Origin of the sequence: Virgibacillus siamensis, assembly GCF_039522605.1 — a bacterium.
In the GTDB taxonomy this organism is placed as follows: domain Bacteria; phylum Bacillota; class Bacilli; order Bacillales; family Amphibacillaceae; genus Lentibacillus; species Lentibacillus siamensis.
In genome coordinates this window covers 127,930-149,499 of the sequence record NZ_BAAADS010000003.1, presented here as the reverse complement: position 1 = coordinate 149,499, position 21,570 = coordinate 127,930, and the positions used below count along the sequence as shown (strand labels likewise).

Sequence of the window (21,570 nt, the reverse complement as noted above, 5' to 3'; positions counted from 1 at the left end):
TGGTCAGAGCTTTTTACATTATAAAATAAAGACATACATGAGTATGCTTAGGATAAAAGTTGAAATAGAACTCCACTCACTTTTTCCCATTTTACTACAATATGGTCCTTTAAAAGCAAATGTGGCGCAAGTCTTATTCCGTTCTTGCGCCCGATAACGGAACAATCCAAGTATTTTTGTTGTGTTTTATTTCTACCTCTTTTCTTCAGTTTTTTTCTGGCAAAAACTCCTTATTTTCATCATTTTGACAACCCATAATCTTATTCACTGTAATACTATACAACCATAATGAAAACCTTTTGTTCATATCATAGTTGCCGATATTGGAATAAACATATAGGAAAACGTCTTTTGTAACGGATTCTGCAATACACTTATCATTTATACTGGCGAGGCAGATTTGATAAATAATATGTTTATAGAAATTAATAAGTTTCCTAAATGCTTCAATATCTCCTTTTTTAGTCCTTTGAACTACTCGATGATTTATTTCTTCCATCCCATACCTTCCTTATATCACCAGTTAATACCTTACCTTTTATCTTTTGTCTTTTCCCACTATGAAACGTTCATTCACCCTAATCTTATGTGCTGCCATTCCCCATGAAGAATCAAACTTGCATAAATACATCTTCCTGCGAACGATGCTTCACTTTCATCTCATATAAAAGCATATCCGAGTCAATTAATGCCTTATCCCATATCATGCGTTTTCATTTTATCTAATTCCTTTTTCCTTTTCGCCTGAAGATGTTTCCTGCCTCCACTCCATTCCGCGATAAGGAAAAGCATTCCTACTAGCAGAATAAGGATGAAGCCAATAGCACTTTCAAGACGGTTTGTTACAAACAACCATGATAAAAACACAGTATAAGCTACTGGTATAATTGCGCCCCAATAAATACTATTTCTAGTTGATAAAAAGTATTGAACAGCCAATATACCGGCATAAATAAAAACATTATAAAAGTCAGCCATTATTTCTCATTCCTTTCCTTTTTATACTTTTCAATAATTAATTTTGCATCCTCAACACTTACACGATCATCAATGGAAAGACCTTTTATAAATTTGACAAAATCCTCGTTTTCAACAGCATTACTAAGCTGTATTTTCTGAATTAGCCTATCAAGCCTTATTCGTACTGTAGGATATGAAACATCATATACTTTGGCAATTTCTTTTAGGGAACCTGAATTCATAATAAAGTTTTTAACAAACTCAATGTCTTCCACATCTAAAGACAATAGCCAATTTGGTACATCTTTAACATCCATCTTCTCACCCTTTCTTTAAAAATAGTTTAACATATATTTCAATAAAATTAAATAAAAAATAAATAGAATTAAATAATATATAAAAAATATATTAATAATCATAAAAAAGACTAAATCCATACTCTGGATTCAGCCATTCTATAAGAAACTATCTTTTTGTTAAAAAGCAATAGTCCTTGCTCCGGAAATGCGCCCGTTGCTTAATTCAGTATTTCTGCAATCTCCGCAATTTAAAGCCGTAGCCAATATAAGGAAGTCCAGTGCAGATGAGAACTAAAAATGACACAAAATACAATGCAGTGCTAACCTGCCACACCACTACAGGAATCCAGTCATTATTGTTACTATACTCTCTTAATAGAATTAGCGCCAATGTAATAATCAAACTGGGTAATGCTATTATTCCCATTCGTTTTTTAACATTCTCATACGTTTCAATCAAAGTCGACCTATCCGAATAAATAGCCTTTGTCCCGGCAGGCGCCCAAAACACATGAATCCAATTCCTTTCCGAACAAACATACGTCCAACCGGCCGCTTCAAAATATGCGAAGTATTCATCATCTGGGTTTTTCCGATAATCAACCGAATACTCAACATCCTTTGTCTCTCCCCTTTTTAATGTATAGCCTAGTAGACCGTTTCATAAATAACATTAACATAAAACAATTTAATTACTCGCAGATTCCAAGCCATATTTCCATCTGAACGGAACAGGATTTTCATTTACTTCCTGAAGATATAGTTCAATACGCTCTTTTAACTCTTGCTTGGATTTGACGCGGATATGCCGCAGAAAGCTCTTACTCATCTTGGCAAAAAATGATTCGATAATATTTAACCAGGACCCGTGTTTCGGTGTGAATACAAACTCAAACCGATTTGGGACTGTTTCCAGATAAGCTCTGGTTTCTTTGGATGTATGGGCTGAGTGGTTATCAAGGACTACCTGGATTCGCAACTCCGGATCATAGCGGTCATCAAGCATTTTCAAAAAATCTACAAATTCGCGGCTGCGATGTCGGTCTTCAACAGATCCTATAACTTCACCGGTGACCAAATCAATTCCAGCCAACAAGCTGAGAGTTCCGTGCCTTATGTATTCGGAATCACGTCCAATGGTGGTGTGCTTTCCGGGAACTGGTGGTAAATCAGGCGCCTTGTTTTCAACGGCCTGAATGCCAGGTTTTTCATCATAAGACAGCATGACATCACAAATAGGCTGAAATTCATTGTCTTCCAAAGTCCACTGGACTTGTTGGTATACATAAAGTACTTGAGCCATTTTGGTATCGAAATCCGGATCACGACGTTCCAGATAATAGTTAATTTTATGGGGCTTAATATCGTTTTCATCAAGGATGCGCGACACGGTCCCAGAGCCAATATTTTTCACGCTTGGATGGCCGGCCTCTTCTGCATTTTTTCTGATATGTTGGGATAAAAAGCGTGTCGTCCATACCTCATAGGAATAGCCGAGTTCTTTCGGTTTTTGACAAGCTAACGAGACAACCCATGTTTTGGCATCATCTGTAATTTGGGCAGGTCGACCTGAGCGCTTGATGTCGTCCAAGGCATTTAAGGCACCAAATTCAAGCGCTTTGTCAATGCAGCGATACACTTTAGGCGCATTTGTATTTAATTGGTCTGCGATGGCCGGAGCCTGTTCACCATCGGCATACAGAAGCATCATTTTTGCGCGTTCTACCCGTCTGAATTCTTCCGTTCGGGTTTTGATGATTTTGTTTAATTCGTCCCGTTCAGATTGTGTAAGTATAAGCTCAGCTTTCGTCCTTTTAAATGGCATGATATCCTCTCCCAACAATTGGCTTACTATAAGGGTATCATAAATTGAATGTAGTTACATTAATTTTAAATCAATCTACTAGTAAGGAAAAACTTTCTAAAAGCCAACCTTTTTTAGCATATTTCCTCAGTCTTTTCATGTCCCATCTCTCTGTAAAAGCTAATCCACCACTAAGAACAAACTTTTTCTCCCCCATTTTAATAATAACCCTCCAGTTTTAAAATCTCCTCCGCATGTCTGACCATCACCCTTCTTCGTTGGACATCCATTTTCAAAAGCTGGATACCTTTGTCAGTTGCTTGATACGTTTTTCTCTTTTGATCATCAATATCCACCCGCTCAATAAGACCAGCTGATTCAAGCTTTTGAATTGAGGAATACAAAGATGCTGGACCAATCTCAAACTCACCATCTGTTATGGTTTCTATGTTCTTCATGATTAAATAACCATGTCTGGGTGCCACCAATGATAATAAAATATAGTATAACGTATCCGTCAGTTCCCCCATATCTAATGAACGGTTTCTTGCCATTGTCATCCTCCATATCATTTAATGATATATCATTAAACATAATATACCGTTTAATGATACTAATGTCAATGATATATTTTTCAAGACACAAAAAAAGATTGACTGAAATGAAGGTAATACCTTATTCCAATCAATCTTTTTAGTTATATATCCGAATACTAAACCTTAAATCTTTTTTTCTTTTTATTCTGTTAAATGGTTCTACAATGGGAATACTTAACGGCTTGTTTATCAAACTTATTAATCAGCTTTTTCTGCTCCATGGTGAATTCTCCTCACACGGTCTGTCGTTCCTATACTAAAAATCATTCGACTCTCTTTTTTCTTTAAATAAGGAAACAGCATTCCTGGTGCCGACAATAGCTGCTCCTAGGTGGCCCGCTCCTTCAATAAATTCTAACTCGGCTCCTTGTATTTGTTCCGCAAGAAAACGGGGATGCTGAAGTGAAACCATATCATCTTGGTAACCATGCCAAAAGTAAACGGGTATTGAAATCTCATTCAGGGCTACTTCCCATGATTGGAGTAAAAGTTTATAATCCGTTATCATACCTTCTGGAGATCGCGTCGCCTCTTTTACATTCTTGATCCATTTCTTAACAATGTCCGGCATTATAACAGACCTGTCGAATTCAGATAAATTGTTTGTCGTTTCTTCGCCCATGGCTTCAGGATGGGCGTGCATCTGTGCGATTTGTTCCGCCATTTTTTCAGGAGCCGAGAGTTCCTTCTCAATCGATGACCTCTTCTCATCATCAGAAACGCTTCCAGAATCCCCAGATATAGCTAAAGGACCAATACCACACACAATAGCGACATGATTGACATACTCTTCAAGTTTCACGGCACAGGCCAAGGCATAGGGACCACCACCGGAAACACCAACCACATCCACTTTTAATAAACCAAGATGATCCAGTAATTGTTTAACATCATTTGTCCAGTTCAAGATCGTACGATTGTTTTTGGGATCAGAGAGTCCATACCCCGGTCTGTCCACGACAATCATGCATGTATCTTCTCCTAATTGTTGCCCATCAACAAAACTACATTCATAGCGTGATCCTGGCGTACCATGGAAAAAGAGAATGGGGAATCCTCTCGGGTTTCCATATACCGCATAACTGAGTTGTCTGCCATCATTTAATGTCAATTGATTATTAAACATGTTACCACCTCAACAGCCTTGATTTATAAGATAAGTCTTATTTTAACTCAGTAAAAGGGAATTTGAATCGGACCAGGGTCAGATTTTTTCCTACGTCTCAGGATGGCTTTCATATTTGTTATCCCACAAAAGGCCCGTTTATCAAAGCAAAAGTGAACGCAGTTTTTTAAATTGTTGTTCCATTACCTGGGCCTTATGAGCTAGACGAGCACAGCTCTTATTCGATAACTGCGCCCAATAATGAATAAATTTATCAATGCAACCTCGTTAACCAATCACATCTTTCTTCCTAACTGCTATTATAAATTCACTTCTTATGCAGCTCAATCCAATCCTTAACCAAATGCTTTGGTGCGGCGCGTAAATAAGCTTCTTGGATCAATTCGTTAAGTTCATCCCAGTCGCGGATTTTTAATAGATACTCAGCCGTGATTCCCTGTATAAGTGGTTTTGAAAATCTTCCCGTTCTGCAGCAAAAACTCTTGCATTTCTCGATCTGATTTAAATGACAAACCGGCCCTTTCAGTTAATTTCACGAAAGATTTCCGTTGATTTGAAAGGAAATGTGCCCGAAACCATCGATATGGTCAATGGCTTCGGGCAGTGCAAGGTAGATTTTACGGGCCTCTATGGGCATTCCCTGTGGCTTTCCTTGTGAATTCACTCTTTTATTCACCTCTCTAATATTAAAAATCATGTACCGTTACACAAAGCTGTATAACGATTCCAAACGGATCTCGTATAATCGCATACCCGGGGCTGAACGCATTTTTCTTCAGTGGTACTAATACAGTTACCTTTTCATGTTGAACGAGAGAATCATAAAGGTTCGTAATGACATCCTTATCTTTAGACTGAATACACAATGACGAGCTGTTACCTAATTGCCAGGGGCGCGAAGTATCCATTGCTTCCTCCGCAACCATTAGTTTATTAGCTCCTATTTCTAAGACAGAATGTGTAATATATTCATCCTGGCCTTCTTCATAACTAAAATGAGGATTCATTTCCCTCATTTCCTTATAATTTTTCTTAAAAAGAACTGTAGCACCTAAATATTGTTCATAAAATGCAATTGCCGCCGCAGCTTCTCCATTCAAAGATAAAAACGGGATTACTTCAAAGTTCATTTTGTTGCCTCCTTCATCATAATTGATTACACTTTCAAGTATAGTCAATAAAGGTGACGAATTAAGGCACCATTAAGAGGTGTTTTTATGAAAAAACCAGAACGTATCAATCAAATGCTGCGCTTCATCAATCAAAAACAACATTTTACACTTCAAGATTTAATGCATGAATTTCAAATATCAAAAAGAACGGCGTTAAGAGACATCGCAGCGTTAGAGGAAATCGGTGCACCAATTTATGCTGAATATGGTCGTTACGGAGGCTATCGATTGCTTAATCAAATCCAGGTTCCGCCGATTTCCTTCAACAGTCAAGAAGTCTTTGCACTTTATTTCGCCATGCAAGCACTGCAAAGCTTCTCAAATTTACCTTTTCATGTATCTTTTCGTTCCATCCATGAAAAATTCCTCAACGAATTATCGGATAATCAAAGACAAGAAATAGAAAGAATGCAAAACCGGGTTGCCTTTCGACATACAGAACAAATTGCCGATAGTGCACATTTAGAAACTTTGTTAACGGCATCTGTAAAAAATAAAGTATTAAAAGCAGCCTATCAAAAAACATCACAAACAAGTACTCGGACGATACAACCAATCTCGATTTACTCGATGAAAGGCTATTGGTATTGTCAGGCTTATGACATATGTAAAAAAGCTTACCGTGTTTTCCGTTGTGACCGCATAACATCGGCTGAAATAACAGAGATCCAACCACTAGCGGGTTTAAATGAAATGACGATGAAAAGTGCTCATTCTCTTTGGAAACCATCTGAAAATGCTGTTCATTTTAAATGTTTAGTTGACCGGAAGGGTGCGGAGCTTTTTCTACAGGAACATTACCCATCGATGAAGTTAGTTCATAAGAAAGAAAATATGTACATTGTCGGTACATATGAGCCAAAGGAACTTGATTTTATCATTAAATACCTTGCCGGATTTGGAAAATCCATGAAAATAATTGAGCCTGTTATTTTAAAAGAAAAATTAAGAAAATACTATAAGGATTTACTTGATGGTATTTAGAGCTTGTAGTGCCTATTTTTAAACCTATCCTGTAAATGTGTTACTTCAGAATATGGCCCTTACATGCGAAATGAGCGCGATTCTTCTTAAGGAATCGCACCCGATGATTGAACAAGGTCTGACCACTTTTTAACCAAATACCACATCGTATATAATAATATTAAAGTATTCACAGAAAGGGTGATTATGATGTCTCGTAGGGTTCGACGTGTCCGCTATCAGTTAGATACGAAAAATATTAAACGCTTGTCAGACTCAGATATCCGAACCATATTACGTGGTGCGGACCCCTTAATCATGACCGGTGGGCGAAATTTACTTGCAAAAATATTAAAAGGATCGAAAGAGAAAAGAGTATTGGAATTAAATTTGGATAATTGCCCGGTGTATGGTGCTTTTCAAAGCGAAAAACTTGAAACAGTCAAAGCGAAAATTGACTGGATGATCAAAAATAATTACCTGGAAATTGAATATGATTACCGACTACCTTTTCTCGTTTTCTCTGAGAAGGGCTGGGCAATTGAAAGAGATACGTATTCGGATGAATTGCTTCAGCAAATCAGAGAAATTAAGGACCCTGAAAGCCATGATTTTAAAGAGCATTTGCTAGACCGGGATCGTGGCATGATCTTATTGCTATTGAAAAAAATTGAACAAGCAGGAAACCCTTCTTTCATACCATCTCTTGAAGAATGGAAAAAAGTAGACTATAAAAAAGTACGAAAAGAAATCAATCGGGTGATTTATTCGTTGTCGGAGGGTCTTTCTTAAATTGTTCAGCAAAAGACGGTATTGATTAAATTCTTCTTCTCAATAAGCGCCTACATCCGGAAGAAAAGGGTATCCCCTTTATTTCCGGATTTGCGCCCGTTTAATGAATAGTGGCCACCCTATCAAAGTGGAAGATGTATTTCTTTTGTTGGATTATAAACCTTGAGCCAGTTCTCCGTTTCTGACTCCATCCAATTTCCAAAACTATCTAGGTATTTCAATATTTCTTCCGAATTTGATAAGGGATTGATTGCATACCAAAGAGCTGTTCCCATCTCTTGCTCTTTTTCAGGATAATGTCTTGAAAATAGTTTAAATGCTGGAAATAAATCTCTTGAGTACGAATGCTCTTGAACAATGACTAGCGCGAGACCAGCCCTCACAATAATTCTCATGATCCATGAACAACAATCCTTAATGTCTTCAATATCATCATTTCCCGTTAAATCATTCCTGGCTTTATCAATCAAAGATGATAAATGAATGAGGTGTTCATTTGCCAGGGAGCTGTCGGGTTTATAATCAGGAAGTTTGCTTATTAGATTATCACCATAAATGCAAATACCATAGGTCTTTAAAATAAAAGGAATCATGGAACAATATTTAGTTTCCTTTACCTCACTTAAAGGGCAGAATCCTAATTCTACTCCATTTATAAAAGGGAACTCTTGATCAATGAGTTGCTCAGTCTCTTCCACCCAATCAAGGTCAATATTTTCAGGATCCGAATAGGTAACTATAATTACATCAACATCAGATACACCTTCAATCTCCGTTCCTCTTGGCAAAGATCCCCTTATATAAATACTATGAATTTCCCTTGGTAAAACATAAAGGCAGCTCTCTTTTATTCGCTGGATTGCTTGTTGAAATTTATGATTAATTTTTTCAGAATCAGACTCGTTTATTATGTAGCCTTTGTCATCCAAAGAACATAAGGATCCTATTTCTTTAATCTCGGTCATTATCTAAAATCCCCCAATTACTTTTTGATTGTATTTATTCGAAAATATGGCCCTATGATGAAACACTGGTATAATGCTTATTAGAGATAAGCGCCCTTTTGCTTAAGATGCACCCATTAATTAAGGAATGGCTTATCTGTAATCTTTTAAAGCTGATGTTCAGGATTTTCTTTTAGAAATTTAATTAATTTATCGTAATCGTACGTTTTATAGACAAGTCCATTTATGTCAAACAATACATAAGCTGGGGCTTTTTCCAATTTTAATTGAGGATATTCCTCATTCACAGTTTCAAGCGATGGTATATTACGAACTCCAATATAAATATCTTTTTTTTCAAGTTCTTTAAGAGTAATTTCATCACTAATAGAAAGTAATTGATATTCCTTTTCCTGATCCGGCAATAATTCAGGATAATTTTTTGCGTATTGATCTTTCTCGGATTCACTACATGAGACCATAGCCATTAGTAATAATATCAACAAACTAAAAAAGATGAATTTTTTCATACCTCTCCCCCCCCCTTTTAAAAATACCTTATCTTTATTCAATAACAATTGTTTCAAATATCTGAAACTTTCGCAAGTGCTTATTCCTTGTAATATAATGGCCCTTATATGCATGTTGGCGCGGTTCATTATTAGGGCAACCTGCCCGATTGCTTAAGATAGCAGAAAGGCAAAACATGATTCATGTGGCTGGTTTTCCTAAACAAGTTTATTCAAAATCTCCAATTTCTCAGATTCCACAATTGACGCAAGATAAAAATCGTATTTTTGACACGTTTTAAATCTAATTTTTTCTCATTTTTTGATTAGATCATTCATAATTCCCGTACATTTGAAAGTACCTTTTTAGTAATCTTTTCTAAATGTTTACCCCTTTGTGGATCAAATGTTTTCATGGATAAATCAACAGGTTTTGAAAGTCTGTAAGCTGAGAAACTTTGCGAGCTTGATTCCTGTAAAACTTTAACAATCCTGTTCACGATTTCATCAACTTCATGTCCTACTAAACGGTGAACTACCCTTAGGAATATTCTCATTAATGGATTCGCAAAGACTGATCTAGCCCCAGTAGTTCTTACAGCCATTGGATTATATAGAATATAACGAACGCCCTTGCGTTTGAATCCTGCACCCAGTAAGTCATTGAGCCGGTTGGCATTGGCGTTAGCTTTCACGCTGTTAAACTTGCGCCGATATTCTAAATCGTCAAAGTTGATGGGGCTGTTAATGCCGGGGGTAGCAACATTTAAAATAAAAGAGTCATCATTAAATGCTAACTGATTTGACAGGATATACCGACTTAAATACTGTAATGCAAAGGTGAATTCTAAACCTTCTTGTGTGATTAAAGCGTCTTTACGAGCTGTTTGTAGGACAGCGCAAAGAATCAATCCATCGATTGCACCATAGGTTCTTTGGATGTTCTCGATTATACGGTAGTTTTCCGAAGCAAGGCTTAGATCTGCTTGAAGATAAATAGCATTATGTAGATCACCTTTATTTCTACTTACGATAATGACCCTATTCCCAGCAGCTAAATAATATTTCGCTAGTCCTTCACCAATGCCACTAGTGCCTCCTGTAATTAACAATGTTTTCATGATTGAATCCCCCACATTTTTTGGGTAATAGAGTTTTATTCTGTTAAATGGCCCAACTGATGAAAGAATTTATTACGCAACTGCGCCCGTTTAATGAAAATCAACTTCAGTAATTTTAGTTACAGCAATAGAAGTTTGCTTTTTTTTGTTTTCCATATATGTATAATATCATGAGACCAATTGATTTGTTTTCGTTTCCTTTTATAAAAAGAAACAAAAACAATTATATACACTTATATACACTGGATAAAGCTATTATTCCATTTTCATATTTATAAGTAGTTTTATTCAGATCACTGATCCTAAAAGAGCCAATCTCCAATACCCTGTTCTTTTGACTCTGATCGGTATTCTTTAATCCCATCCACAATAGATGCGGCTACGCTTTTTTGAAATTTGTCTGTATACATTTTAGATTCAGCCTGGGGGTTCGTTAAAAAACCCACTTCAATCAACACGGCTGGCATGTTCGTATCCCTTACAACAAATAAATCTTTCTTGTTTATCCCACGATCTGAAAATCCAGTTGCATCGATCACATGTTTTTGCATTGTTTCGGCCAAGAGACGGGAGTCATCATGATAATAAAATGTTTCCGTTCCTGATACATCTGGGTTGGAGAAAGTATTTCCGTGAAGGGATATAAATATGTCCGCATTTAGCCTATTGGCGTATTTGGGTCTATATCGGCTTGTCTGGGAAAGAAAACTATCATCATTCCTTGTCATATAAACCTTCATGTTAGGGGCTTGTTTTAACATCTTTTCTACCTTTTTACTGAGGCTTAAGGTAAATTCTTTTTCATACCGGCCACTAGCACTTGTAGCACCCTTATCTTTTCCACCATGTCCCGGGTCAATGACTACCTTATAAACGCCATCCCCTTTATTGTTTTGGGCAGTATTTTCATCATTATTGCTGCTAGTATTGAGATCATTGCTGCCACAAGCAGTAAGCAGCATTACCAAAAATAAGACTAATATTATCATTATCATATTTTTTTTCATCGTTAACCTTCTTTCTTTATTTTATCGATCTTGATTGACTTTGGTTAATTACGTTTTTATTCGGTGGCAACGGTCATAACATTTGAAATGCATAACCGGAACGGACGTATCGATTTTTTTCATTTGAAATCCATGATTTGTCAGCCAATCCAGTAATTCCGGTAAATATTTCGCTGTATATGGGCTGTCATGAAGCAACACAATCGATCGGACCCCTTCCTTTTCTTTTTTTTGAATTTGTTTAATTGTGTTAGCGACAAATTCATCGCCTGACAAATCCCAATCACCGCTGTCAATATTCCAATCCCATATTTTGTAGCCATGGGATTTTAAGGCCTTTCTAAATGGCTGAATTAAATAGGGCACGCTGCCATATGGAACACGGACAAGATTAGAATGGGAACCTGTGATGTTTTCCAGTGTTTTTTGAGCCTTATTCATTTCCTGAAGAACCGTTTGTTTTGAACGGTAAAACTGTCCCAGGTCATGTGTTACACCGTGTAAACCTATTCCGTGACCTTTCCTGACTATCCGTTTCACTGCCTCAGAGCGCTCTTTCATGTGAGGTTCCAGCATAAAAAACGTCGCTTTAGAATGATGGTTTCGTAAGGCAGCAAGAATCTCATTAGTATCAGTAGAAGGACCATCATCGAAGGTTAAATAAACGATTTTTTCTTTAGATGTTTTTGAGTCAGTTGATGATTTATTTGTTTCGTTTTCGGGATTATTTTGAATCTCTTTTTTCACAACTGTTGTTTCGTGTATACCTTCTTTGGATGAAGAAGCAGAATTTCCAACGAAATAATATAGTAGGAAGACAATAGCCAATAGGGCAGCCAAACTAATAACGGCGTTCCTTTTCGTATGGCTTCTCCCACCAACCCGCCTCGATGTCATTGTGTTAACCATCCTTTCTCATCTATGATTTATTTCACTATGCATAGATTAATCGGCAAAAATAAAGATGAGGTAAAGTTGATATGAAGATCAATTAAAGAATCACAAAATGTGTTACGAATTGAAGAATTCATGTGATCTAAATTCTGTAATACGTATAAAAAGCCATCCGTTCAATATCCCCATGAACAGATGGCTTTTAAATCATAAATTCAATTTTTATAACGTTTTTTAGAGTCTACCCTTTTTTATTTAAATTGAAGAAAAACAGTACTCCGTCTTCCGTATTGGTCACCCCGTACGTAACACCGTGAAGCTCCAAGATGTTTTTAGAAATTGCAAGTCCGAGTCCGGTTCCTCCCTTGGATCGTTTCCTTGATGAGTCAGTACGGTAAAAACGATCCCATATTTTATCCAGCCGTTCTGTTTCAATGTGTGTACCTTTGTTTTCCACACCTACTTTTACTTGTTTATTTTCTTCCAAGGCTGAAATGATAATGTCCTGTTTTTCCGGTGTATAAAGGACTGCGTTTGTAATAAAATTTGTCAAGACTTGTTCAATACGATGTTGATTGGCAATAACTTTTACCCGGTCAAGATTCGTGTGCACATTGACCTGCTTTTTCGATATATTTAAAAATAGTTGTTCACATACATTCTCAATGGATTGATCAATATAAAAAACGTCCATTTTCATTTTGTACGTGCCGGATTCAAATTTTGCCAATTCGAGCATATCAACAATGAGCATATCCATTTTATCAACTTCTTTTGCCATTGCGTTAAAATAATAATCTTTTTTATCCTTGGCGACGCCATCTTCTAAAATGGAGATACAGCTCTTCATAATACTTAGAGGTGTCTTTAATTCATGTGATACACCGGAAATAAATTCCTTGCGTGTATTTTCCAGTTGTTTTTCCTTCTCGATATCCTCCTGCAATTGATTAATATGCGAATGCAGCGTGGTAGAGAGGCTATTAATATTGTGTGATAACGCACCAATTTCATCTTTTGACCTAACAGGTATTGACTCGGAAAAATCCAAGTTGGCAATCTTGCTTGTCGTATCGTTTATTTGCAGCAATGGTTTGGCGATTTTTTTCGAATAATAAAAGGATGCCAGAACAATAAGGAGCAGTACAAATATAATTAAGTATACATAATAATCTTCTAACATTTGCACAGCTTCATCAATTGGCTGTAATGACGTCATAGCAAAAATATAAGTGGTTTCACCATTCGCATCTTTAATCGGTCTGATTAATATTTTGTAGTTAATATCATTTTGCTCATAGTCCATTGTTTTCGCATGGCCATTATAATTATCATTAAATAGCAGATTCACTTGAAATTGTTTGATTTGTTCGATAAACACACGATTTGTGTAAATAGTTGAACGTACAGCTCCTACAGGTAATTGTAATTTCTTAATTTTTCCCGTTAAATATATCCGCGAGCCTCCTGCTGGTGAAGGTTCTATTTCAGCGGATTCTGTTTCAGTTCTGTTTCCATATAACTCTTCCGACAGCAGCGTATTCTCTAATACAAAATTCCTTTTCCGTCTGGTTAAAATGGCAGGAATTACTGTATCATCTTTTATTACCCCATTAACCATAATACGCTTGCCCTGTTCTAAATTAAACTTTACCCTTTCTATATCTTCTAAACCGATAAAACTGTACAAAGGGATGGTAATATCACGATTAGTGAGGTCCTTAGTCGGAGAAGCATCTGAATGAATTTTCACAGAAAAATCATTCGTGTATTTAATATTTCCTACACTATCCAACGTTGTAATCCACGTCGAATGTTCCTGGTAGAAATCCTGCTCCAGCCTTTTAATTGCCTGTGAATTTTTCCCGGCCTTCAAATATTCCTTCTTAAACGATTGAATACTCGTTTTAATGTCATTTACCTTTTGGGTTGCATAATATTGCTTAAAAAATACAGTTTGTCCAATATAAATAGTTGCTATAATGAGCATACACAATAATGTTGTCAGCAAAAATAATTTTAATACAATGCCTTTTTTCATGTTTTTCCCTCAAATTTATAGCCAGCCCGAATAACCGTGACAATACAATTTGCTTTAGTGCCTAACTTATGCCGCAAATTACGGATGTGACTATTGATTGTGCGATCATCACCGGCAAATTCATAGCCCCAGACTTTAGTGATAAGTTGTTCCCTTGTAATAATAATCCCTTGATTTTGCATTAAATAGGTTAATATTTCAAACTCCGTGTATGTCAAACTGATACTTTCTCTATCTACCGTCACTGTCCGTGTAGGGAAGTGGACCCGGATACCATTACTGATTAAAGTATCTTCATCAGGTAACTTACCTGCCCGGGCATAGCGGCTATCAATTAACCGTTTTACTCTTGCCAATAATATTGGCGGGCTGTATGGCTTTGTAACGTAATCATCAGCACCTAATTCAAAACCTAGCAGTGTATCATCTTCATCCGCACGTGCTGTCAACATAATAATCGCCACATTAGAAGTTTTGCGTATTTTTCTGCAAATGGACCATCCATCTAGCTCCGGCAACATAATATCCAGAATAATTAAATGTATGTCATGTTCTTCAAAAATAGCTAAAGCTTCATTTCCATCTGCTGCTTCTAATACTTCATATCCTGCATCTAATAAATAATCTTTAACGACTTCACGTAAAATGTCTTCATCTTCCACGATTAAAATTCGTTTTTGCATTGTTTTCCCTCACAAATTTAAAAGGTTCTCCATAAAACTATCATACTGATGTAAAGATAAGATAAAGATGTACATTTAATGGAGAGTGATCGACTCTCTAAATTTTCAATTCGCCAATGAAATATTCCGATATTTATTCAACAATATGGCCCTACACTGGCAACTTGGACGTTGCCATTTATTCCGCAGGTGCGTCCGTTAACGGAAGAATGTTGTGATGATTTTAAAAATAAAAAGCAGCCATTTATCTTAGTTTAATTCTTCATATTCAGATAAATGTATAAATTCTTCTGCATCTCCAATACACATTTTAAGGCCTTTTTCCCAAAATGCCTCAGATGTAATATCTTCTCCTACATGTTTCATTACTAAGTCTTCCACTGTCATACTGCCTGAATCTCGAAGTAAAGCAAGGTATTTCGTTTCGAACTTTATTCCTTCTTCTTTTGCCTTTTCATATATACTCAACGCAAACAAGTACCCGAATGTATATGGGAAGTTGTAAAATGGGGACTTGGTAATATAATAATGTGGTGTCCAAACCCACGAACGAATTGGAATGGTGCCAATAGTACCCTTATATCCTTCATTTATTGCTTCATGCATTAGTTCATTTAGACGTGATGATGAAACTACTCCTTCTTTTCGTTCCTCGTAAAAGTTTTTCTCAAACAAAAACCTGGAATGGATATTCATAAAGTTCATCACACTTCGTTTTAATTTTTCATCTAACAATAATAGTCGCTCTTTATTAGAATTTGTCTTGTCTATTGCGGCATCCAGCATTACCATCTCCGAAAATGTCGAAGCTGTTTCTGCTATACTCAATGGATATTGTTTGTTTATCCCTTCAACAGACTTCATGGCATAATTATGAAAAGCATGTCCCAGTTCATGCGCCAGAGTTAGTACATCTTTTATCGTACCACCATAAGTCATGAATACTCTTGATTGTCCAGAAAGAGGGAACCCTGCACAAAATGGAATTGCGGATTTACCTGGGCGGTCTTCCGATTCCACCCACCCCTTTTCGAAAGCTTGTCGAGAGAACTTTTCCATTTCTGGTCCAAATCGACCAAAGTGTTCAGTCACAAAATCTACGGCATCGTTATAGTTCATTTGTTGTTTACTTTCTGTAATGGGTGCCCAAAAGTTATAGGAGTTAAGCTTTGGTTCACCAAGTATTTCAGCCTTCTTATTAAGATAACCTATAAAAGGTTCCTTATATTTGCTAACTGCTCTCCACATTGCATTCAGGGTTTCTTCTTGCATGTGGTTATTCAATAACGGCTCTTTTAAAACATTTTCAATGCCTTTATGTTTATGTACCTGCAAACGGAAGCCGGCTATATGGTTAAGAACTTTTGCAACCAATTCCTCTTTCTGCATCCAAACATCTTCTAACGCCTTATGCGACTCTTTACGCACCTCTACATTAGGGTGTGACCTTAAATTCATCGCCTGCCCCATTGACAATTCATTTATTTTACCGTTGATTGGAACATGCACTATTATATCACCCATAAGTGCATTGTATAACGAACGCCAGGCATAGTAACCATCAACCATTAAATCAGTCACTAATTTCTCTTCATTATCAGGTAATTGCAATTGCCCTTTTTTCCGCCATTCATTTAATTTGAATTCATAGTTGCATAATACATCGGTATCTAACAATTCCTCCCACAATTCCTTCTCCGTTTTCACAAGAGTCTTTTGTGTTTTTTGTACAACGGATTCAAAACTAGCTCTAACAGATTCTACCTGACCTTGGAGTGATGTAGCTTTCTGATCTTTTGGATTTTGGGCTAACAAACATGTGATGAAGGAATCAGCTTCTGATAGATGGGTTGAAATGATACTAATATAGTCAATTAACTCTGCAATCTTTATGGAATCATCAACATATTGTGGAGTATGAAAACAATCTGCTTTACCTTTAAATTCACTAACCATAACTACTAACTCTTCTATGTGTTTACTTAATTGATGCGATTTACTTCCTCCTGGGAATAATGTATCTAAGTCCCAAACTTTGCGATACTTAATTTCTTTCACACTAAACTCCCCCACTCGTATAATCGAACAATTGTTTGATTACATTGTGACAGATACTCGCTTGTCCTTCAACTTCCTTACTGCATTTTAAGTCAAAATCATATGTTAACGTTAATGAAAATAGTTCCAGTTTTTTTTAGTAACTTGTTTAATAAGTGCATCATATTTTTTTAAGTGATGTAGTAATCTTAGGCTTCATTTAGAGAAGGATGTAAATAGATAAAAGAGGCTAATAAAGCAATTGTTCCCCCTATAAATAAAGTTAGAGTAGTGCCGAAATACTCACCAATGATCCCTGCCATTAACGCAGAAACAGGCATTAAAATCCATGTCATAAAACGACTGGTCGCTTGTACACGCCCTAATAAATGATCAGGACTAAGCTTTTGTCTTATAGTTACAACACAAGGACTCATAATGGCCGCACTGATTGTTCCTAATGCGTTCATTATTACTAACCAAATAAAGGAATTGTATAAACCAAAACCTATTATTGATCCGCCCCCTACAACACCGGCAACAAATAAAATGCTTCTGTATGAATAATATCTTTTAAGTACGTTTGTCATTAGGGCACCCACAATTGCAGCTACACCGCCAATAGAAAGTAAGTACCCTATACGAGCAGCATCTAAGCCTACTGTAGATTTTAAATGAATGACTAGCATTGTTAAAAAAAGTGTGGTTCCAAATATTGAAAAAAGCATAGCTAGATTTGTGTACAATATGGGCTTCTGGTTAATAACAAAAATAAAACCTTCCTTGATATCAGCAAATACCTTTGAGCCATCAACTTTTTCCTTCTGTATGTTACTATCTATATTAAGACTCAAAATAACTAAATATCCCACAAAGAAAGAAAGGCTGTTTATAATTAAGCCTATTCCGGGACTAAAAACACTAATTAGAATTCCGCCTACTCCGGGAGCAATAAATACAGCTGTTTGAAATATCCCTGTATTAATCGAGTTCACCAATTGTAAATCCTTTTTCTGTACTAATCTAGGTACAGATGCAAATTGGGTTGTATTATACACTTGGGTTAAGATACCAACAATAAAAGCAGCAATATAAACTTCCCACATAAGTAAGTTATCCGTTATGGATAATACGCCTAAAGTACCGATTGTCAAAAACCTAGCCAAGTCACACACCAATAAAATTTTCTTGCGATTAAAATTATCTGCCAACACACCTGTGAACGGCTGAATTAAAATCGGAATCCTCTCTAATGCTGCTACAATCCCCATACTTAATGGTGAACCAGTTAGAGCCAACACAATAAGAGGTAAAGCAATTAAGTATATTTGATCTCCAAAAAAAGAAATTAAGTTTCCACCAATAAATCTAAATACAGGATAATTCTTTTTAAACTCCGGCACCTTCTTCTTTGAATCACCATGTGCAGCTGTAACTTCCATAAAGCTCCCCCTTTTTTATTAGCTTTCTAGGTAAATTTTTAGTTCTGTTGGTAGACTCTCTATCGCTTTATCAATTACGCCGTATCCATATGAACTCTGGGAAACTAATCTTGCGGACTTTAGGATTTTCAAGTGATGATGAACAGTTGTTTTACCCAATTCCAATTCAGTTGTTAACGTTTGGAGAGTTACTTTATTTTCTTTGGTCATTTTCAAGATTTTTAAACGACTCTCATCTGCCAACGCTTTATACCTTTGTACCAAAAGTTTATTGGGTGCAAATTTTCCTTCTCCCGTGATGCTCTCATTTGCTACGGCATAATAAAAAACTTTTACACCTTCCAAGTCAGCTTCAACATTCCAAGGACGATAAATATAATGAGGGATGAGTAAAACCTTATGGACACTTGGTTCTGGGGCATATTGCACACCGTCTGTTGCCCATTCTACAAACTGGTCTGGCTCAAAATTATGGAGCATCTTTTCTTTCAAAGTTTTATCCCTTAATAGAATAGATTCCAATTTTCCCTTATAAGGCTCTATAATTGCTTTAAACCAACCAGACATCACTTCAATCAAGTGAGCCTTCAATTTTTCAATAGGTACTTTATAAATAAATTCTAGGTATGTCGGAAGAAAAGTGTGATCTTTTGTTATGTATTGTAGTTCTTTAAGTACTTCTGCTGATCCATTTAACAGCTCATTTTTTAACACTTCTGTGTCTTTCCCCAGAAAGGGAACTGCAATTCCCTTTAATTCTTTGGAAGATAAACTCTTTACATATTTATTAAACGAAGCTAAATCCTCAAAATCCTTTTGATGTAGAATTTGTAGAAGTGTCTTCCATGTGTTGTTTCTTTGAACATATTCAAGTTGCTCTTTCATGTCGTTAGTTAAAGAATGGTAAATCAGCTCTTGATCTTTTTCAGAAAGGTCTAAAGTGCTGATTAAGTCTTTATTCGTAATGGCTGCTATCCCTAATGCCGATTCCCACAAAAGAGAGCTTTTTATCTCAACGGTATATTTTTCCCTTTTCCGTTTTATCCCTGTCGTTAATAAATCCATGCAATCGCCTCCTACTTTTATTCTATATTAATAGAATTAATTATTCAATATTTTTTGAACATGGGTGTATTAAAAAGACATTCTCAAAAAAGAATGTCTACGGTACTTCCACTTAAATAATGTCCATTTATTAAGTAAAATCATTTCAGAACTGCACAAGGAGTTATTCAATTAACTGGCCCGATAAATCAATAATGGACACGAATCTTATCCTGTTCACGCGTCCTTTTCTGAAAGAGTCTTTTTCTACTAAAAAAATATCAATTGATAGTTCTATCATAATTTGAGATGTCTGGATTGCATAACGAGGAATACTCCTAATCTGAATAAAGCTTACGAAGTCTTGTAACTTTCCTTAACAGATATTATGATAAAATTATTTACAATACAATTATAAAATTATGAAAGGAGATCAGAATGAAGAAAATCTTTACAATTGCATTATTGTTTATGATTTTGATTCTGGCTGCATGCAGTTCCAGTTCCGATGAAGCTGCCAAGTCAAATGAAAATAATAATGAGAAAAAGGCAGAAGATCAATCATCAAAAGAAAATAACTCATCCAATGAAAAGAATAAAACTGAGAAAAACGAAACCGAAAAATTCATGGAAAATGCCTCTAATATCCCTGATTCTTTTGCAGAGTCGGCTGAATACATAGGTGTTGGAAAATTTGCTGAAGAGGAATATAACGAAACGTTTTCAAACCATGAAGAAGTAAAAAAAGTGCTTGATAATTTTCCGAAACTAACTAAAAAGTCTCCTGATCAGAAAGTAAAGAAAGCTATGAAAAATCTTTTTTCACTTTTTAAAGAAGATTTAAGCAAAGTGGATGTACCAATTAAACAATGGGAATCCATGCGATTTAAGAATCCAAAAGGCAAAAGTAAAAAACTACAACTAAAAAAGAATTATAATGTTGCTATTTTACTGGATTCAAGTGGAAGTATGGCAAATATGCAAAACGGGAAAACTCGGATGGAAATTGCTAAAGAAGCCATTAAACAATTTGTGGAGAACTTGCCTGAGCAAGCAAGGATATCCTTACGTGTATATGGACACGTCGGAACTGGCAGTAAGGCGGACAAAAAGAAATCATGCTCAAGCATTGAAGAAGTTTATCCATTGGCCAGTTATAAAAAGGGCAAATTCAGTAAGGCCTTAAATCAATTCGAACCAGCTGGATGGACTCCAATGACGAAGGCTATCAAAGAATTGAAAAGGAACTTTAAAAAGTATAATAGTAAGCAAAATACCAATATTGTGTATGTTGTCAGTGATGGTGTTGAAACATGTGGCGGAAACCCTGTAAAAGTCGTTAAATCTCTAAGTGAGTCAAACATAAGCCCAGTAGTAAATATTATCGGTTTTCAGGTAAATAATGAAGGACACAAGCAGCTGAAGGAAATGGCAAAGTCTGCACATGGACGTTACATCAATGCCAAAAGCAAGGCAGACTTGGTTTCTGAATTTGAACAAACGGTTGATATGGCAAAAATCTGGTCTGACTGGCATGATAATGCCCAAGAAACCCTAAATAAATTACACGACACGATACAAACACAGTTAAATAACTGGCATGACAAACAACAGAAACTGATAAACCGTGAACACAATAACCTTCAAACAGCAATAGGTTATTTAGATGACAAAAAGATAATCGATACCGATGTCTTTTTACAATATGATGATATTTACACAGATTATTTTCTTAAGATGGATAGTGAGGCAAGGCATAAGTTTCTAAAACTCGATGAAATTAACACGGATGCATTTCTTTCCAATATAGACGATGTTACAAATCGTTATCTTGATGCAGTGGATTAATAATAAATAATTTAAAATTAAAAAGAAGTAATCTTCCTCACTGACCACCAGGGGAATTTACTTCTTTTTACTTCTCTATATATTCACATACTATCAGCATATTTTCCGTTATGCCGGCAAATCAAATTTTGTAGAGGGTTGTTTCGATATCCAATTATATGGTTGTTCCAGCTTCAAATCACTATTTACAACAGAAAGGCGTTTCTTTATTCCATTCTTGCGCCCGATAACAGAATACTTGATTTCAAGGTAACCTTAAAAGACAATAATACTGATCTTCCACTATTG

The 21,570-nt window shown here is 36.0% G+C and carries 20 protein-coding genes and 1 pseudogene; 3 read left to right on the top strand and 18 right to left on the bottom strand.

The window, feature by feature from the left end:
- Positions 1–205 precede the first annotated feature (205 nt).
- The 8 genes and pseudogenes from ABD010_RS03800 to ABD010_RS03770 form a co-directional block, all read right to left on the bottom strand.
- Positions 206–499 (bottom strand): helix-turn-helix domain-containing protein, encoded by a 294-nt coding sequence (locus tag ABD010_RS03800; protein ID WP_343810429.1) that lies wholly within the window; start codon positions 497–499, stop codon positions 206–208.
- A gap of 194 nt (positions 500–693) precedes the next feature.
- Positions 694–978 (bottom strand): hypothetical protein, encoded by a 285-nt coding sequence (locus tag ABD010_RS03795; RefSeq protein ID WP_343810427.1) that lies wholly within the window; start codon positions 976–978, stop codon positions 694–696.
- A complete protein-coding gene (locus tag ABD010_RS03790) occupies positions 978–1,277 on the bottom strand; it encodes a DUF2089 family protein (RefSeq protein ID WP_343810425.1) in 300 nt (99 codons plus the stop codon). Before ABD010_RS03790 ends, ABD010_RS03795 begins: the two co-directional genes overlap by 1 nt.
- A 205-nt stretch (positions 1,278–1,482) precedes the next feature.
- Positions 1,483–1,854 (bottom strand): annotated as a pseudogene (locus ABD010_RS18300) (DUF2812 domain-containing protein); the annotation flags it as partial.
- Between the two features lie 93 nt (positions 1,855–1,947).
- A complete protein-coding gene (locus ABD010_RS03785) occupies positions 1,948–3,084 on the bottom strand; it encodes an IS630 family transposase (RefSeq protein WP_343810423.1) in 1,137 nt (378 codons plus the stop codon).
- Between the two features lie 197 nt (positions 3,085–3,281).
- Positions 3,282–3,617: a PadR family transcriptional regulator gene (locus ABD010_RS03780; RefSeq protein ID WP_343810421.1), complete on the bottom strand. Its 336-nt coding sequence runs from the start codon at positions 3,615–3,617 to the stop codon at positions 3,282–3,284.
- Between the two features lie 298 nt (positions 3,618–3,915).
- Positions 3,916–4,785, bottom strand: a complete 870-nt coding sequence (locus ABD010_RS03775) for an alpha/beta fold hydrolase (RefSeq protein ID WP_343810420.1) — start codon at positions 4,783–4,785, stop codon at positions 3,916–3,918.
- Between the two features lie 686 nt (positions 4,786–5,471).
- Positions 5,472–5,915, bottom strand: a complete 444-nt coding sequence (locus tag ABD010_RS03770) for a VOC family protein (RefSeq protein ID WP_343810419.1) — start codon at positions 5,913–5,915, stop codon at positions 5,472–5,474.
- 87 nt (positions 5,916–6,002) lie between these two features.
- Here ABD010_RS03770 and ABD010_RS03765 point away from each other — a divergent pair, with 87 nt between their 5' ends.
- Positions 6,003–6,941, top strand: coding sequence for a helix-turn-helix transcriptional regulator (locus tag ABD010_RS03765; RefSeq protein WP_343810417.1), 939 nt, complete (start codon positions 6,003–6,005; stop codon positions 6,939–6,941).
- A 189-nt stretch (positions 6,942–7,130) separates the two neighbouring features.
- Positions 7,131–7,712 carry an RQC-minor-1 family DNA-binding protein gene (locus tag ABD010_RS03760; RefSeq protein WP_343810415.1) on the top strand — a complete coding sequence of 194 codons (582 nt, stop codon included), beginning with the start codon at positions 7,131–7,133 and terminating at the stop codon, positions 7,710–7,712.
- A gap of 122 nt (positions 7,713–7,834) precedes the next feature.
- Here the strand turns inward: ABD010_RS03760 and ABD010_RS03755 are convergent, their stop codons facing one another.
- From ABD010_RS03755 to ABD010_RS03710, 10 genes are all read right to left on the bottom strand, one after another.
- Positions 7,835–8,677 (bottom strand): nucleotidyltransferase domain-containing protein, encoded by an 843-nt coding sequence (locus ABD010_RS03755; RefSeq protein ID WP_343810413.1) that lies wholly within the window; start codon positions 8,675–8,677, stop codon positions 7,835–7,837.
- Positions 8,678–8,823: 146 nt separating this feature from the next.
- Positions 8,824–9,186: a hypothetical protein gene (locus ABD010_RS03750; RefSeq protein WP_343810411.1), complete on the bottom strand. Its 363-nt coding sequence runs from the start codon at positions 9,184–9,186 to the stop codon at positions 8,824–8,826.
- A 314-nt stretch (positions 9,187–9,500) separates the two neighbouring features.
- A complete protein-coding gene (locus ABD010_RS03745; protein ID WP_343810409.1) occupies positions 9,501–10,286 on the bottom strand; it encodes an SDR family NAD(P)-dependent oxidoreductase in 786 nt (261 codons plus the stop codon).
- Between the two features lie 302 nt (positions 10,287–10,588).
- Positions 10,589–11,293, bottom strand: coding sequence for an N-acetylmuramoyl-L-alanine amidase family protein (locus ABD010_RS03740; protein WP_343810408.1), 705 nt, complete (start codon positions 11,291–11,293; stop codon positions 10,589–10,591).
- A gap of 48 nt (positions 11,294–11,341) precedes the next feature.
- The gene (locus ABD010_RS03735; RefSeq protein ID WP_343810407.1) at positions 11,342–12,190 is read right to left on the bottom strand and encodes a polysaccharide deacetylase family protein; all 849 of its coding nucleotides are present in this window, start codon (positions 12,188–12,190) and stop codon (positions 11,342–11,344) included.
- 238 nt (positions 12,191–12,428) lie between these two features.
- Positions 12,429–14,228: a sensor histidine kinase gene (locus tag ABD010_RS03730; RefSeq protein ID WP_343810405.1), complete on the bottom strand. Its 1,800-nt coding sequence runs from the start codon at positions 14,226–14,228 to the stop codon at positions 12,429–12,431.
- Complete coding sequence (locus ABD010_RS03725) at positions 14,225–14,911, bottom strand: response regulator transcription factor (protein WP_343810403.1); 687 nt, start codon at positions 14,909–14,911, stop codon at positions 14,225–14,227. The genes ABD010_RS03730 and ABD010_RS03725 overlap by 4 nt, the downstream gene beginning before the upstream one ends.
- Positions 14,912–15,160: 249 nt before the next feature.
- Positions 15,161–16,969 (bottom strand): M3 family oligoendopeptidase, encoded by a 1,809-nt coding sequence (locus ABD010_RS03720; RefSeq protein WP_343810401.1) that lies wholly within the window; start codon positions 16,967–16,969, stop codon positions 15,161–15,163.
- 188 nt (positions 16,970–17,157) lie between these two features.
- Positions 17,158–18,390 carry an MFS transporter gene (locus tag ABD010_RS03715; RefSeq protein WP_343810399.1) on the bottom strand — a complete coding sequence of 411 codons (1,233 nt, stop codon included), beginning with the start codon at positions 18,388–18,390 and terminating at the stop codon, positions 17,158–17,160.
- Between the two features lie 18 nt (positions 18,391–18,408).
- The gene (locus ABD010_RS03710; RefSeq protein ID WP_343810397.1) at positions 18,409–19,455 is read right to left on the bottom strand and encodes an ArsR/SmtB family transcription factor; all 1,047 of its coding nucleotides are present in this window, start codon (positions 19,453–19,455) and stop codon (positions 18,409–18,411) included.
- A 417-nt stretch (positions 19,456–19,872) separates the two neighbouring features.
- Here ABD010_RS03710 and ABD010_RS03705 point away from each other — a divergent pair, with 417 nt between their 5' ends.
- Positions 19,873–21,282, top strand: a complete 1,410-nt coding sequence (locus tag ABD010_RS03705) for a vWA domain-containing protein (protein WP_343810395.1) — start codon at positions 19,873–19,875, stop codon at positions 21,280–21,282.
- Positions 21,283–21,570 lie beyond the last annotated feature (288 nt).

Coding starts and splice junctions, on each gene's coding strand:
- ABD010_RS03800 (WP_343810429.1), bottom strand. CDS start 499: ATGGAAGAAATAAATCATCGAGTAGTTCAAAGGACTAAAAAAGGAGAT.
- ABD010_RS03795 (WP_343810427.1), bottom strand. CDS start 978: ATGGCTGACTTTTATAATGTTTTTATTTATGCCGGTATATTGGCTGTT.
- ABD010_RS03790 (WP_343810425.1), bottom strand. CDS start 1,277: ATGGATGTTAAAGATGTACCAAATTGGCTATTGTCTTTAGATGTGGAA.
- ABD010_RS03785 (WP_343810423.1), bottom strand. CDS start 3,084: ATGCCATTTAAAAGGACGAAAGCTGAGCTTATACTTACACAATCTGAA.
- ABD010_RS03780 (WP_343810421.1), bottom strand. CDS start 3,617: ATGGCAAGAAACCGTTCATTAGATATGGGGGAACTGACGGATACGTTA.
- ABD010_RS03775 (WP_343810420.1), bottom strand. CDS start 4,785: ATGTTTAATAATCAATTGACATTAAATGATGGCAGACAACTCAGTTAT.
- ABD010_RS03770 (WP_343810419.1), bottom strand. CDS start 5,915: ATGAACTTTGAAGTAATCCCGTTTTTATCTTTGAATGGAGAAGCTGCG.
- ABD010_RS03765 (WP_343810417.1), top strand. CDS start 6,003: ATGAAAAAACCAGAACGTATCAATCAAATGCTGCGCTTCATCAATCAA.
- ABD010_RS03760 (WP_343810415.1), top strand. CDS start 7,131: ATGTCTCGTAGGGTTCGACGTGTCCGCTATCAGTTAGATACGAAAAAT.
- ABD010_RS03755 (WP_343810413.1), bottom strand. CDS start 8,677: ATGACCGAGATTAAAGAAATAGGATCCTTATGTTCTTTGGATGACAAA.
- ABD010_RS03750 (WP_343810411.1), bottom strand. CDS start 9,186: ATGAAAAAATTCATCTTTTTTAGTTTGTTGATATTATTACTAATGGCT.
- ABD010_RS03745 (WP_343810409.1), bottom strand. CDS start 10,286: ATGAAAACATTGTTAATTACAGGAGGCACTAGTGGCATTGGTGAAGGA.
- ABD010_RS03740 (WP_343810408.1), bottom strand. CDS start 11,293: ATGAAAAAAAATATGATAATGATAATATTAGTCTTATTTTTGGTAATG.
- ABD010_RS03735 (WP_343810407.1), bottom strand. CDS start 12,190: ATGACATCGAGGCGGGTTGGTGGGAGAAGCCATACGAAAAGGAACGCC.
- ABD010_RS03730 (WP_343810405.1), bottom strand. CDS start 14,228: ATGAAAAAAGGCATTGTATTAAAATTATTTTTGCTGACAACATTATTG.
- ABD010_RS03725 (WP_343810403.1), bottom strand. CDS start 14,911: ATGCAAAAACGAATTTTAATCGTGGAAGATGAAGACATTTTACGTGAA.
- ABD010_RS03715 (WP_343810399.1), bottom strand. CDS start 18,390: ATGGAAGTTACAGCTGCACATGGTGATTCAAAGAAGAAGGTGCCGGAG.
- ABD010_RS03710 (WP_343810397.1), bottom strand. CDS start 19,455: ATGGATTTATTAACGACAGGGATAAAACGGAAAAGGGAAAAATATACC.
- ABD010_RS03705 (WP_343810395.1), top strand. CDS start 19,873: ATGAAGAAAATCTTTACAATTGCATTATTGTTTATGATTTTGATTCTG.